Below are 14,115 nucleotides of genomic sequence, written 5' to 3' on the forward strand. Positions count from 1 at the left end.
AGCTTGGACGCGAATGTGGAGACGGATGGGGCATTAGGTCCCGTCAGCGTTAAACCCCCGGCGGGTATCCAGACTGCGCCGGTAGTTTGTCTCCCGGAAGGAGGAGAAATGCTCGCCGACAGCATCTCGATGCGCACCCGCACCTGGCGCTGCGTGCTCGTCCTCCTCTTCGCGGTCGCGGGCATCGTGACCGGGATCCTCGCCATGCACGTTGTCAGCACGCCTATGGGCGAACCACACGGGTTCGTCGCGGTCCAGCCAGCGGTATCCGCGTCGACAGTGTCACACCCAGACCAATCGCACCCTGCAGTTTCCAGCCAGGCGATGTCCGACACCAGGGCGGGCGGGGGATGCGCTATCGACGGCTGTGATCCGATGCACGACACGACTGCCATGATCTGCACGCTCGCGCTGCTCGCCGCGACGATCCTCCTGATCGCCCCGGTACTCAGCCGGGCGCTCCTCGGCCTGGGCTCCCGGGCTGCACCCACGACCCTGGCCCGGATGATCACGCGCAGGGTCGGATCATCACCACCGTCTCTTCTCGCACTGTCTATCGATCGCAGATGACGCACACCGCACACCGCGCATCGCGCGGTGTTGCTTCAGCGTGCCTACCATCCGCAGATTCATACGACGAAAGAGACCCCACAATGAACATCCGACTGATCGCGATCGCCTCCGGCGCACTCCTGACCGCCGCCGCCTTGGCTGGCTGCACCGCGGGCGCCTCCGGAAAGGACCCAGGCATGGGCAGCATGTCCGGGATGACCCACGGGAGCTCGAGCCCCGCCGCCACCTCCGACCACAACCAGGCCGACGTCACCTTCGCCATGAGCATGGTGCCCCACCACCAGCAGGCCATCGAAATGTCCGACACGCTCCTTGCCAAGCAGGGCATCGACGCCCGGGTGACCGAACTCGCGCAGAAGATCAAGGCCGCGCAGCAGCCGGAGATCGACACCATGAATGGCTGGCTCGACACCTGGGGCCAGAAATCCGACATGGGCGGCATGGACATGGGCGGCGACGGCACGATGTCGCAACAGGACATGGACGCGCTGAGGAACGCGTCCGGCGCAGACGCGTCGAAGCTGTTCCTCACCCAGATGATCCAGCACCACCAGGGCGCCATCACCATGGCCACGACCGAGACCGAACAGGGCACGGCCACCGACGCCGTCGCGCTGGCGAAGAAGATCGCCGCCGCACAGAGCGCCGAGATCGCCACCATGAAGCAGCTCCTCGCCAGCCTCTGAACCGGTCGCACCAGACGCGGGCGCCGTCACCCCTCCCCCTCGTGGCGGCGCCCGCCCCTCCCCACTCCTCACGGCCCTCTAGCCGCTTCCTCTCTGGACATCTGATGAACTCTTCGAACCTCACCCGGCGCAGCCTTCTCCTCGGCGGCGCCGGGGTCGCCACCGCCTTCGCCCTGGCCGCCTGCACCGGCGGACCGAACCTCCTCACCGCGACCAGCAGCCCCGTCACCGCTGCCGAAACGGCCCGGCGGCGCACCGGGCGAACAACCCGCGTCCAGCTCACCGCCGCCAAGACCGACATCGACCTGGCCGGGCGCACCGCCTCCACCTGGGCCTACAACGGTGAAGTCCCCGGCCCCACCATCCGGGCACATGTCGGTGACATCATCCGCGCGCACGTCACCAACCAGCTCCCGGACGACACCACCGTCCACTGGCACGGCATCGCCCTCCGCAACGACATGGACGGCGTTCCCCCGATCACCCAGCAGCCGATCGGCCCCGGAGCTTCGTTCGACTACGCGTTCACCGCCGACGCCCCGGGAACCTATTGGTACCACCCGCACGTCGGCCCGCAACTCGACCGCGGCCTCCAGGGCCCGCTGGTCATCGAAGACCCCCGCGAACCCCTCAACTACGACCACGACTGGGTACTCGTGCTGGACGACTGGCTCGACGGCGTCACCGCGACACCCGACCAGGTACTCGCCGACCTCAAGAAAGGCATGAAAGGCATGGGCGGGATGGGAGGAATGGGCGGCATGATGGGCGGCGGCCAGGACGGCACCCCGACCCGCGCCGGCAACCTGCTCACCGGAACCGGCTCCAACCTGCTCGGCGGCGACGCCGGAGACGTCTACTACCCCTACTACCTCATCAACGGACGCCCAGCCGGAGACCCGGCCACCTTCACCGCCAAGCCCGGGCAACGGGTGCGGCTGCGCATCATCAACGCCGGCGGCGACACCGCCTTCCGATTTTCGGTCGGCGGCCACCGGCTCACCGTCACACACACCGACGGTTACCCGGTGAACCCGGTCGAGGGCGACAGCATCCTGCTCGGGATGGGCGAACGCTACGACGCGATCGTCACCGTCGCCGACGGTGCCTTCCCGATCGTGGCCGAGGCCGTCGGCAAAGCCGACCGCGGCTTCGGCGTCCTCCGCTCCAACTCTGGGAGCCCCACACCCACCGCGAACGGTTACACGGCCTCTGACACGTCACCGGTCACAGCGGCGGTACTGAGCGCCACCTCTGCAGACACCCTGCAGCGGCGCAGAATCGACCGCCGCATCGACATCGCCCTCACCGGCGGAATGATGAAGTACGACTGGGGCATCAATGGCAAAGCCTTCGACATGAACAACCCGCTCGACGGCGCCTACACGGTCCGGGAAGGCGAACGCGTCCAGCTCACCATCGCCAACCAGACCATGATGTGGCACCCGTTCCACGTTCACGGCCACACGTTCCAGCTCGACGGCGGCCCGCGAAAGGACACTGCGATCGTGTTGCCGCACCGATCTCTCACGGTGCTACTGGATGCCTACAACCCGGGCCAATGGATGACGCACTGCCACAACATCTACCACGCCGAATCAGGGATGATGGCCGTCCTCGGCTACGAGAAGAGCTGAGTCAACGGGCTACAGCCCGCGCCAGGATCCGGGTAGCAGTGGAGGCATGACGCCTCCCCACGCGATAACGCCTGCCCTGGGCGATTTCCCCACCTGGCTCAACGTCCTCGCCTGGACTTCCCTCGGGATCGGCATCGCCTGCACCATCGGCGTCGCCGTCGATGTGATCCGACGACCGCAGAAGATGGCCGTGATGAACGTCGTCTGGCCCGTCTCCATGCTGTTCGGAGGATTCCTCTGGCTCGGCGGCTACCTCCGCTGGGGACGCACACCCGCACCTTCACAGAATGCGGACGATGCGGAGACGCCCATGGCGGTGGCCGTCGGCACCGGTACCAACCACTGCGGGGCCGGCTGCGCGCTCGGGGACCTCATCGCGGAGTGGGTCGCCTTCCTCATCCCAGCCGTCGCCGTCGCGTTCGGCTGGGGTTGGCTCTTCCAGGACAAAATGTTCGCCGTCTGGATCCTCGACTTCATCCTCGCCTTCGGACTCGGCATCATCTTCCAGTACTTCGCCATCGCCCCCATGCGCGGGCTCGGACTCGGCAAAGGCCTGATCGAAGCGCTCAAAGCCGACGCCGCCTCCATCACCTCCTGGCAGGTCGGTATGTACGGGGCGATGGCGCTGATCCAGCTCGTTCTGTTCCCCGCACTCTTCGGCGGCCGCGCCCCGGTCAACTCGCCCGAGTTCTGGTTCGCAATGCAATGGGCGATGCTGCTGGGATTCGTAACGGCGTACCCGGTCAATTGGCTGCTCATTCGAGTGGGCATCAAAGAGCGGATGTAAGGCCGAGGGCACTCCAAACGTCAATCACGATCGGCATTGGCCTGGGAGAGGTCAAACATTGAGGGGATCGCGTCATCGCAGGCGCAAAGGGCATCGACCGAGAGGTGTGGGAGGCCGACGAGAGAGAAGAACCAAATATCGACAGACAACGAAATGAGAGAGCCAGCCCAAGAGAGAAGAACTGACACGAGGAGACAAGAGAGGCCAGGGCAAGAGCAACAGGAGAGACAAGAGATAGACGATGCACGTAGGCACTTATGCAGTGAGGGCTTAGCGGAGCGTCGTCTCGTGCACTCTCCCGGACCCGAGCTGCTGGCCGTTTGGTCAGCAACGCCGCGTCGAATCTTCATGCGCTTGACGTGCCAACCCGAAATCTAAAACCCCGCCAGAGCGGGCGCCTTAGCCTACGAACGAGTTGCCCTTGCCGAGGTTGCAGTCCGCACACAGGGTCTGCAAGTTTTCGAGAACTGTGAGGCCACCGTGACTAACCGGAAGGATGTGATCTACGTGGAGAGTGACTCCCTCCGACTGGGATGCGCCGCACATTTGGCACCTGAAGTTATCGCGCCTCATCACCTTGGTCCGGACCCCTACCGTCATCAGCTTCCGTTCACGATCGCGAAGGAATTGCGCAGTTGACTGTCGCGCTCGCTCGGCTTGAGCTGCGGAGAGTCCTTGCTGCAACTGTCCAAAGTCCCAGGTGATGGTCCGCGCGTACGAGTTCTTACCCTTGGGGCTCGTGTACCGCACAGTAGAGGTGATCCTGGCCTTGGGCGTCGGACATGCGAGTTTTCGCCGATGCAGCAGCCGTCGCTCGATCGCGGCGAATTGCTCGGGACTGAGCCGGGGGTCGCTGCTCTTGCCGAGCTCGAGATGTTCGATGAGCTCGAAGTCGTGCTGGTAAGACTTGTAGTTCTGAATTGGAGATGCCCGCAGGCCGATTGCCTGCTCGAACCACTGCTCGTTGTCGAGCACGGTTCGGCTCAAGTAGCTACTGAGATCGAATCGGTCGTATTTGGCTTTCGAGTCGACCCGCGCGGAGAAGTCTTTTCGAACCGCCGGGTGCTTCTGGAAGTGCGGCCGATATGCATTGTTGAGCCCTTCCAGTGCCTTGATCGCCGAGCTCGCTGCGCGGACGATCCGCCCTCGTCGAATGGCGATTACCGCCCACACGATGGCGCCGACTAGAACGAGACCAACTACAAGGAGCGCAACTGGGATGAAGGGCGCGGAACCGATGAAGGAGGGGTCGGCGGTGATCGCTTCAGACAGCGCATCTGGCAACGGGGGTCCAACAAGCACGCGCGGGTCTACCTTCGAGTCTACGTTTCACGGTCCGTTCGCAGTCTGTCGGCCATAACAGCAATACTGAACTCCCCAATCTGGGTGGATCACACCGAGTCTCGATCCACGATCAGAGCGCCCTCTCGGACACCGTTCGGTGGGTCGGCTTCGATGCCGTGGATCCGGATAGCAGGCCAGTAGACCGCACGTGACTCTAGTCGAGGCCGCCGCGCGCGGCGCTGTCCCTGTTGAGGTTTGAGGTCCTTTCCGCCGCCCGATCGTAGCTTCCTCCCGGTGCTCCGTGCCGGGCTTTCGCGGCGTATCCTCCCTCCGCTTCGCTCCAGTCCGGTACTCCACGGTCCCGGCACTGCGCACCTCCCACTCGCTCTCGATCACTCGCCGGAAGGCACTCAAAAACGATTGACCTTGGGAGTGAGCGAGATGCGGCTATTCATCATCGACACCAGAAACATTGCCCCAGAACTGCAAGGCGGACTCGTAGGCATCGAAGGGTCCTCGAACCCGACTACCGCAGAGAAGAGGGAATGCGTAGAGACCGTGAGCCAGTACGTGTGGGAGGGGTGGGCGATCGCCGCCGACCCGCACACCCCTATCGGCTGGTTCGCCGCCCTCACCGCGGAGACAGCCTGCGTGCCATTCGTCAATCTGACCCGACTCGGAGGAACCCGGTAGCGGTCTTTGCCGTTGGGCCTGGGCCCAACGGATTTCCGATTTGCGCGTCAAAACCGGCTGGGAAACACAACGTGTAGGTATGGGGGCGTTCGATTCGGGTGCCGCACCGCAGGGCAGCTCGCCGACCGGACCGGTGGCGTGCCGGATCAGGTGTTCTCGGCCGGTCCGGAAGGGCGCGACCTGCCGGAAAGACCTCGGTGCGCGCTCAGAGCGCGCCAGCACCGGTAGCAAACCGGAAGTACTAAGTGAGAGGAGAAATCTGAGCTCCCGGAAGGAGCCCGGACCACGACCTGACGAGAAGAGAAGTGAGTCCACGTGCGAGGCGGAGTAGCTAGGTGGAAGCGGGGACAGCAGTCCCACGGGGTGAAGCAAGCGGCGAACTACGCCTTCAGTGGCGTCTGTGACGCCACCCTCACCGCCAAAACCGCCGACGGTGTGATCGCGGCCGCCGGCTACGCCGACGCTCTCATGACCCGCTACATCGTCGAGAACGGTGCTATCCGCGACAACCTACTCACCCGCGACCAGCTCAAGGACTGGGCCGACGGCCTCGACCCCCTAACCGGTGACCGCCGCGGACGCGACCTCGAGTCTCCCTTCGCGGACCTGATCCTGGATGCGACCATCAACGCGCCCAAGTCGTTCTCGATCGTCACGATGCTCGACCCCGAGTTGGCCGCCGCATACGAAGACCTCCAAGACCGCCTCCGCGACCGAATCATTAAGCTCTGGCAGTCCGAGCTGAACGCCCGCCGCGGCAAAGGCGGATCCATCCGGGAGAACCTGGCCCGGATCGAGGTCGTCGAACTCCGCCACGAACGCTCCCGATCGTTGGACCCGCACAAGCACCGCCACCTCTGGCTGAATGTCAAAGTCCAAGGTGTGGATGGCAAGTGGTCCAACATCGACACCCGGGTGGCGTTGCGGTTCCAGAACGTGATCAACGCCGAGGGTGATCTTGCCTCCCGCACCGACCCAGCCTGGATCCGAGCTCTCGCTGCCAAAGGTTTCACCCTCAACGAGGACGGGGAGATCACCCAGTTGCAGCACCTGGTGCGGCCGTTATCGAAGCGGTCCGCGCAGATCGAGGCCAACAAGATCGCCCGCACTGCGTGGTGGAAGCAACAGCACCCCGGACAGGAGCCGTCTCACGATGTGCTCAGCCAGATCGACCATTGGGCGTGGGCTGTTGCCCGCCCAAACAAGCCTGGCGAGCTGGATGAGGACGGCTGGGCCGCGCTCGTCCGCGAAGAACTCTTTGCCGCCGACCCGGCGCTCGGAACACAGCGTTCGCCCGCGCCGCTGCCTTCTGTCGCCGTCCAGGATCTCGACCTCGATTTGCTGGCCGCCAAGGCAGTCGTCGACGCGGACGCCCGCTCGACCGGTAGCGGTGGTCGCTTCAGCGTGATGGATGTGCGTGCCGGCGCTCTCCGAGCGATCGCAACTGCCGGCGTTGTCGCCGACAGGGACATGCTCGCGAAGCTGGCCGAGGACGTTGTTGCGCACTCGCAGACGGTGACACTGATCTCGGAGCCGGATGCGCCGAAGCACATCAAGCATCTGATGGCGGTCTCCACCGCCACGTTGAAGGCCACCCTCGCTCAAAAGGTCGACGCGTTCTCCGCACCCGGACAGATCCTCGACACAGAGGAGGTCGCTGCGATCGCTCACATGATCGAGCCCGATCGGACGCTCGATGACGGCCAGCTCGCCGGCGCGGCAGGGATCGGCGGCACATCTCGCAGCGTCGTTATCTCCGGACCGGCCGGCACAGGTAAGACCACGATGCTCAAGGTTGCGGGCGCTGCTCTGCGGCGGCGTGGGCACAACATGATCATCGTCGCGCCAACCAAGAAAGCCTCAGCCGTCGCCGGACGTGAAACGATGAGCGGTTCGTCGTCCCTCCACCAGTTCCTTTACGACTACGGATGGCGCTGGGCGGCCACCGCGTCGGGCGCAACCGAGTGGCGGCGGCTCTCGATCGGCGAGCTGGACCAGGCCTCTGGCGGAACGTATCTCGGCCCCCAAATCAGCATCCGCCCCGGGGATCGCATCGTTGTCGACGAGGCCGGCATGCTCGACCTCGAGGCCGCGTCGGCGCTGCTCGATGTCCTACGTGACACTGGCGTGGGCGTCGCTCTCGTCGGTGATCAGCAACAAGCCCTGCCAGTCGGGCACTCGGGGGCCATGGCTCTATTTTGGCGCCGCTCGCCAGATCGGGTGGAGCTCGCGACTACCCATCGCTTTAGCGACCTGGTCTGGGCGGATATCGCGCTTCGGCTCCGGGACCCACGTGGCAAGGATGCGATGCGCAAGGTCGCCGAAGACCTCGTTCGAACTGATCATGTCGTTCTGACCGATAGCGATCTTGCTGCTCGCGAGGCGATGGTCGAAGGATGGTTCGACGCCACACGCGATCGCGAGACGATCGCGCTAGTCACGGCAACGCACGCCGAAGCCCAGGAGATCAGCGAAGCCATCCAACGCCGACGGATCGAGTCCGGGGACGTTCGCCCCGGGCGTGCACTTTCAGGACAATCAGGCCAGGCAATCTTCGTCGGTGACGTTGTCCAGACCCGCCGCAACGACACTGCTGCGGATGTGCAGAACCGTCAGAATTGGATCGTCAAAACCATCGGCAACGACCATGCGATCCTGGCAGCGAGCACCGACACGACCGATTTAAGGAAAGTCAGTCTCAACTACGCCGCATCGCACATCCATCTCGCGTACGCCACGACGGTCTACGGCGTCCAAGGCGAGACGACCGATCGTGCCCTCGTTGGTCCAGGTGTCGACGCTGCTGGCCTTTACGTCGGCCTCACTCGCGGGAAGCAACACAACGCCGCCGTACTAGTCGCTCCTACCGAGGACTCCGCGAGTTCTCAGCTGGTAGAGATGATGCAACGCCAGCCACTGGAAGAGACGATGGAGAAGTCGAGAGCTGCAGCGCAGACCGAATTCATGCAGGCTGCCCAACCGTCCGGCGGCCCGATCATCGCAGCGCCCGATCGTGAAATCGCATCGGTCGGTCTCAAATGATCAAGCCGCTAATCCTGCCGGGCGTGAGCCATTGCGAACAGCTCGCGGCCAAGCAGGTTGACGCCATCCAGCGTCCCACCTTGAGGGTCGAAGCCGAAGATGGCGATTCCAAGCTCGTCGGCCCTCACGCGCGCGGCGGGAATCACGCCGCGACGAGCGAAGATCAACGCTCGACGACCGTCAGCAGCGACGACGGCCGCCGCATGCTCAACCAGACCGATCTCCACGTTCCCTGTTTTGTTTTCGACCCACGCCAGATAGCCCGCACTGTAGAGGTCACAAGCCTGAACCGCAGCTCCAGACGCCACGACTGTGTCCGCTGCGCCGAGGTAGATCATCCAGTCGCGGCACAGTTCGATTGCTTCATCGTCCGAAACTCCCCACGGTTTCGGCTTCGGAGGCTGTCGTTCCACAAGACCAGTCTGCCCGAGACTGCTGTCCTTGCTACTTGGGAGGTGCGTCCGGAAGACAGGATGTCAGCGCTCGCGCGTAGCCTGACGCTACTCACGTCATCGAGGCGCAACGCCACGATCGGCGATTGGAGCTGAGCTATGGGGAGCATTCACGCGTACGAGGCAGGAGGCGGCAAGCGCTATCGCGTCCAGTACAGAACGCCCGAGCACGCGCTCACGGGAAAGCGCGGATTTCGAACGAAGCGAGACGCCGAACTCTTCCTCGCATCCGTTGAAGTCGCCAAGGCTCGAGGCGAGTTCATGGACCCTCGAGCGTCGCAGTCGACGATCAGCACCCTCGGTGCTGAGTGGCTGGCCAATCAGCACCATCTGAAGCCCTCGTCACTCCGCCCTGTCCAGATCGCCTGGCGACTCCACGTAGAACCGAAATGGGGAAGCCGACGGGTGGGGGAAATCCGCCATTCGGAGGTCCAGAACTGGGTCACCGCCTTCACTAAGGGCGATGATAAACCGCGCTCGGCGACAACTGTCCTACGCGCCTACGGTGTTCTTGCTGGCATTCTCGACACCGCCGTGATGGATCGCCGAATCCCGTCGAACCCGGCGCGCGGCGTCAACCTTCCTCGAAAGCTGAAGGGGAAGCATAAGTACCTCAGCCACGCGCAAGTCGAGCTCCTCGCGGACAGTGCGAAGAAGCACCGGACCATGGTCCTATTCCTCGCCTACACCGGGCTGCGCTGGGGCGAAGCGACAGCGTTACACGTACGCGATGTTGACCTGGATCGCCGTCGAATTGACGTTCATCAGAACGCGGTGGAAGTCTCGGGCACCATCCATATCGGAACTCCGAAGACCGGCGAATCCCGAAGCGTCCCGTTCCCGCCGTTCCTCGTACCGCTATTGGCGACCGCCACCGCGAACAAGACCCCATCCCAACTGCTCTTCGGCGATGGGGACCGTCACCTGCACCAACCCGATCGACGTCGGGGCTGGTACGTGTCTGCGATCGCGCGATCGCAGGCCGCCGATGACAGCTTCCCGCGCGTCACAATCCATGACCTTAGACACACCGCCGCAAGCCTCGCCATCAGCGCCGGCGCCAATGTCAAAGCTGTTCAACGTATGCTCGGCCATTCGTCTGCCTCCATGACTCTCGACACGTATGCTGACCTGTTCGATGACGACTTGGATGCCGTAGCCATTGCTCTTGATATGGCACGCGCGAAGGCGAGAAAGTGAGTCGCCCTTGGGGTCTCGGCGGCGACCGATGTCTACGCGTTCCGCGAGACGCTAAGAGCTGAAGCGGCTTCCACCTCGATCCCGACCTTCGCCACGTGGGATGCTACCGCGCGCCCGCGGACCGTCCACCACGAATCTGCCGAAGGACTTCGTTTCGTTGGCTCTCGTATGCGCGCTCTTCAGCCGCGCTCTTTGCGCCGGTGCGACGCCCTTCGGCGGACCGGATTACAAATGCCGGAGGCGTGCGATCACTTCTACGTGCGGAGCTCTCCATGCCGCTCATGCTAGACCCTCCTCCTGACACGCAAGCCGTAAAGCCCACCCGCAGTTAATATCAACGCGATGACTGCGCAGAATAATCCGAACCGCCACCATGCCACAACAGCTTCTTCGCTGGCCTTGGCGACGAGGAGCCCACCGCTGACCGCATACACCGCGGATAGCGCAGCGGAGATTATTCGGGAGGGTCGCAAGAACCGAGAGACGAACACGTTTTCCGTCCCCTTCGCGTTAAGCGCAAGCAATACGGCCGGCAAGAAAAGTAGTAGGGAAAGAGCTGACCCAGGATCCTTACTAAATGCACCCGGGACACCCGGCACCAGTATCAGGAAAAATAGGAACGCTGCGGTTAGTGCCGAAAATAGAGCGGCTCGCGAAAGAGCGCCACCCGGCTCCATCACGAAGGAAACGCGAGCTGGTTCATCGTCTCCCCGGTGCCCAAAGTCAAACCGACCTTTCACGTGGCCGACGGGTCCACTTGCCGGGTCAACGGGCTCGCTTCCGGAAGAGTCGGTTGGAAGGCGCACTTCCGAACAAGAGATCCCGTTCGGAGCGGTGCACTCCAAGTGATAACTGCTTGACGAGTCCGCTGAGTTGAGATCGACATCAACAGATAGCGACGCGAGTCCCAATCCGGCCGCCGTCGACTTGAGCCAGACCTGAACTCGACGCCCGAGCGGAAGCGGCGCAGCGGGCATCGGGTCGACATCCCAGTGGTAGGCGTACTTGATTACAGTTCGAACGCCAGCGGCGCTCGCCGGAAGAAGCGCCGTGAGAATGAAGTTCGACGCCAGGTCACGGAACTGCTGAGTAGCAAAGAGGTCCAGGTTGAATTCTTCGCAGATGGTCTCTGCCTCAGCCAGAGCCTCCGATTCTCCTCCCGTAGCGACCTTCCACACTCGCGGCCACGCCAACTCAGCAGCATCTACGCCAACGGCGAGGATCAAGAGATTCAAGAGGGCAGACGCCGCAAGCAACCCGTTCGACGATGCCCCGAGAACCGGGATGGCGACTCCGCCTGCGTCTCGCACGTCGAGCTGTCGGAGTGGGGCCTTTCCCATCATCGTAAGTGGAACGGCTATGGCTTCGGACGGTTGGAAGCTTTCTTGGACGCGAGGATCGCGCCAGCGAAGGTTGAGTGGTGTGCAGTCGATCGACACCCGCCGCCGGCCCCGCCTTCCTTCATAAAAATCAAGCGATTCAACTTTTCGGTGGGACCATGCCTGCCAGTCAATGATGGCTAGCAACAGAGTCGCGCCGGCCGTTTTCAACTCGTCCGTAATCTGAGGCGCCGCTACCGCGGAGTCTGACGTTGGTTGATCAGTCGTGGCTAATCCAATCTGAAGCGGTTGCTTACTAACCGACAGGCTAGCGCGCCCCGTCAACGCTGAATTCAACCGCATTCGGCTTCCGCGGATGTAGTCAAAATGTAGTCAAGCGGCCGCTTCAGGGAAAGCGAAAACCCCCGGATCCCTTGTAAACACTGGGATCGCGGGGGCTTGCACGTGGCGGTACCGGTGGGATTTGAACCCACGGTGGGCTTTCACCCACACAACTTTTCGAGAGTTGCACCTTCGGCCGCTCGGACACGGTACCGCGGACTATCGTACGCGATTCGGGCGGTCGTCTCCAATCGGGGGGGGTGGGCGTCCGCGGGTCGGTGGCCCGGGGTACTGTTCGTCGCATGAAGGCTCTCCCCCGCGTCCTGTCCGCCCTCGCCGGTCTGGCGGCCGGCGCGCTGCTGGCGGCGGTCGGGTGGCAGCGGGTGCAGGCCAAGCGCGCATCCGTGGCCGAGGGGCGGGTGCGGCTCAACGAGATGCTGCCGGTGCACTCGAAGTGGTGGCGGGATGCCGCCAAAGACCCGGGCGAGCTGCTCTATGTGGCCATCGGCGACAGTGCGGCGCAGGGGATCGGGGCCACGGCGCCCAAGAACAGTTACGTCGGAGTCATCGCCGACCACCTGCGCGCGGTCACCGGGCGCACCGTCCGCGTGGACAACCTGTCCGTCTCCGGTGCGACGGTCGCCCTCGCGGTGGCCGACCAGCTGCCAAGGTTCACGGCGCTCCAGCCCGACATCGTCACCGTCTCGATCGGTGCGAACGACATCGCAGCGTTCGACCCGGAGCGGTTCCGGGCGGGAATCCGGGCCGTGTTCGCCGCGGTGCCCGACCACGCGATCGTGGCCGACCTCCCGTACTTCTACCTCCCCTGGAACGAGCGGCTCGTCGCCGAAGCAAACCGCATCCTGCGCGAGGAGGCCGCCGCGCGCGGCCTGCAGGTCGCACCGCTGCACGCGACCATGCGGCGGCAGGGGATCCGCGGCGCATTCACGCAGTTCGCGGAAGACCTCTTCCACCCCAACGACCACGGCTACCGGGTGTGGGCGTCGGCGTTCCTGCCGGCCGTCACCGCGCGGGCCCGCGAGCTCTACCCGCGCACCGGCGTCACGACCGAGAGGACGGCGGAGCCGCTCAGCGCGTGACGCCCGCCGGGGCCACGTGCGACAGGATGCGGCCCCACATCGGCGCGACGGCCAAATGACCGACGCCGGGGACCATCTCCATCCGCGCGTCCGGCAGCGAGCGCTGATACCAGGCGGCGTGCGCGTGACCGGCGACGGCATCCGCCTGGCCCGCGATCACCAGCGTCTTCGCCGCCACGTCGGCGAGGTCGAAGCCCCACGGGCGCGCGGTGTAGCTCAGGATGTCGTCCGCCACGCCGACGGAGCCCTGGCGGAACGCATCCTGCAGCATCCGCCCGAGCCGGTCGTGCAGCCCCGGACGCGTCAGCACCTGCTGGTCGACGGCGCCGACGCCGAGCAGATCGAGCGGCACGTCCCCCGGCTCCGAGGCGGCCGCCACCGCGTCGGCCTGCGGCTGCAGCATCCCGCTCAGCTGCGCCCGCGCGGCGTCCGGCTCCATCGCGGCCAGCCGGTCCGACATCGCCTGCAGCTGGGGCTCGATCCACGGGACGGCCTCGTTCGGCGCCGGAGTGCCGACGATGGCGACCCGGTCCACCAGCTGGGGATGCCGGGCGGCGAGTGCGAGGGCGACACGGCCGCCGGCGGACCAGCCGACGGCTCCGATGGTGCGCGGGCGGCTGACGCCGATCACCGACTCGGCCACCACGACGGAGCGCACGTACTCGGCGATGTCGTCGGCGGCCCGCGCGATGCTCGGCCAGGCACCCGTCGGCCAGGGCTCGCTCGACCCGTAGCCCGGGCGGTCGAGCGCGACGATGTGGGCGCTGCGTTCGGCTGAGGCGTCCGGGTCGGGGTCGAACATCGACGAGCCGGGGGCGGGGTGGCAGAACACCACCAGCCGCTCGGCGTCGGGGTCGCCGAAGGCGGTGAGTCCGACGACGCGGCCGGAACGGAGAGTGAACGTGCGGTCAGCCATGCGGCCCATTGTGCCCGCGACGGGCGACACGCAGAAGTGCCCACAGGCGGTCGTCCGCCGGCGATCTCCACAGGCTCCGCGATC

General features: G+C 64.8%; 11 protein-coding genes and 1 tRNA gene. 8 read left to right on the plus strand and 4 right to left on the minus strand.

Features of this window, described 5'->3' with window-relative positions; genetic code table 11:
• Window positions 1-108 precede the first annotated feature (108 nt).
• The 4 genes from HNO83_RS12710 (at window position 109) to HNO83_RS12725 (ending at window position 3,683) form a co-directional block, all read left to right on the plus strand.
• The gene (locus tag HNO83_RS12710; RefSeq protein ID WP_175337890.1) at window positions 109-570 is read left to right on the plus strand and encodes a DUF6153 family protein; all 462 of its coding nucleotides are present in this window, start codon (window positions 109-111) and stop codon (window positions 568-570) included.
• An 83-nt stretch (window positions 571-653) separates the two neighbouring features.
• Window positions 654-1,259 carry a DUF305 domain-containing protein gene (locus HNO83_RS12715; RefSeq protein WP_175337891.1) on the plus strand — a complete coding sequence of 202 codons (606 nt, stop codon included), beginning with the start codon at window positions 654-656 and terminating at the stop codon, window positions 1,257-1,259.
• 104 nt (window positions 1,260-1,363) lie between these two features.
• Window positions 1,364-2,896, plus strand: a complete 1,533-nt coding sequence (locus HNO83_RS12720) for a multicopper oxidase family protein (protein ID WP_175337892.1) — start codon at window positions 1,364-1,366, stop codon at window positions 2,894-2,896.
• A gap of 46 nt (window positions 2,897-2,942) precedes the next feature.
• A complete protein-coding gene (locus HNO83_RS12725) occupies window positions 2,943-3,683 on the plus strand; it encodes a DUF4396 domain-containing protein (RefSeq protein ID WP_175337893.1) in 741 nt (246 codons plus the stop codon).
• A gap of 399 nt (window positions 3,684-4,082) precedes the next feature.
• Here the strand turns inward: HNO83_RS12725 and HNO83_RS20130 are convergent, their stop codons facing one another.
• Entirely contained in the window at window positions 4,083-4,967 is an 885-nt protein-coding gene (locus HNO83_RS20130) for an HNH endonuclease (protein ID WP_217499018.1), read from the minus strand.
• A gap of 558 nt (window positions 4,968-5,525) precedes the next feature.
• Between HNO83_RS20130 and HNO83_RS20625 the strand changes: the two genes are divergently transcribed.
• Entirely contained in the window at window positions 5,526-5,660 is a 135-nt protein-coding gene (locus tag HNO83_RS20625; RefSeq protein ID WP_283810099.1) for a hypothetical protein, read from the plus strand.
• 363 nt (window positions 5,661-6,023) lie between these two features.
• A complete protein-coding gene (locus HNO83_RS12735; protein WP_349627183.1) occupies window positions 6,024-8,702 on the plus strand; it encodes an AAA family ATPase in 2,679 nt (892 codons plus the stop codon).
• A gap of 8 nt (window positions 8,703-8,710) precedes the next feature.
• On the opposite strand, the gene HNO83_RS12740 is transcribed toward HNO83_RS12735, so the two are convergent.
• Complete coding sequence (locus HNO83_RS12740) at window positions 8,711-9,115, minus strand: hypothetical protein (RefSeq protein ID WP_175337894.1); 405 nt, start codon at window positions 9,113-9,115, stop codon at window positions 8,711-8,713.
• Window positions 9,116-9,253: 138 nt separating this feature from the next.
• Between HNO83_RS12740 and HNO83_RS12745 the strand changes: the two genes are divergently transcribed.
• A complete protein-coding gene (locus tag HNO83_RS12745) occupies window positions 9,254-10,354 on the plus strand; it encodes a tyrosine-type recombinase/integrase (RefSeq protein ID WP_175337895.1) in 1,101 nt (366 codons plus the stop codon).
• 1,785 nt (window positions 10,355-12,139) lie between these two features.
• Here HNO83_RS12745 and HNO83_RS12750 read toward each other — a convergent pair.
• Window positions 12,140-12,229, minus strand: a tRNA-Ser gene (locus HNO83_RS12750).
• 88 nt (window positions 12,230-12,317) lie between these two features.
• On the opposite strand from HNO83_RS12750, the gene HNO83_RS12755 reads away from it, so the two are divergent.
• Window positions 12,318-13,115, plus strand: a complete 798-nt coding sequence (locus HNO83_RS12755) for an SGNH/GDSL hydrolase family protein (RefSeq protein WP_175337896.1) — start codon at window positions 12,318-12,320, stop codon at window positions 13,113-13,115.
• Here the strand turns inward: HNO83_RS12755 and HNO83_RS12760 are convergent.
• A complete protein-coding gene (locus tag HNO83_RS12760) occupies window positions 13,105-14,031 on the minus strand; it encodes an alpha/beta fold hydrolase (RefSeq protein ID WP_175337897.1) in 927 nt (308 codons plus the stop codon). The two genes, HNO83_RS12755 and HNO83_RS12760, sit on opposite strands and share 11 nt — an antisense overlap.
• Window positions 14,032-14,115: the final 84 nt, after the last annotated feature.

This window comes from Leifsonia sp. C5G2 (assembly GCF_013359685.1).
GTDB lineage: Bacteria > Actinomycetota > Actinomycetes > Actinomycetales > Microbacteriaceae > Leifsonia.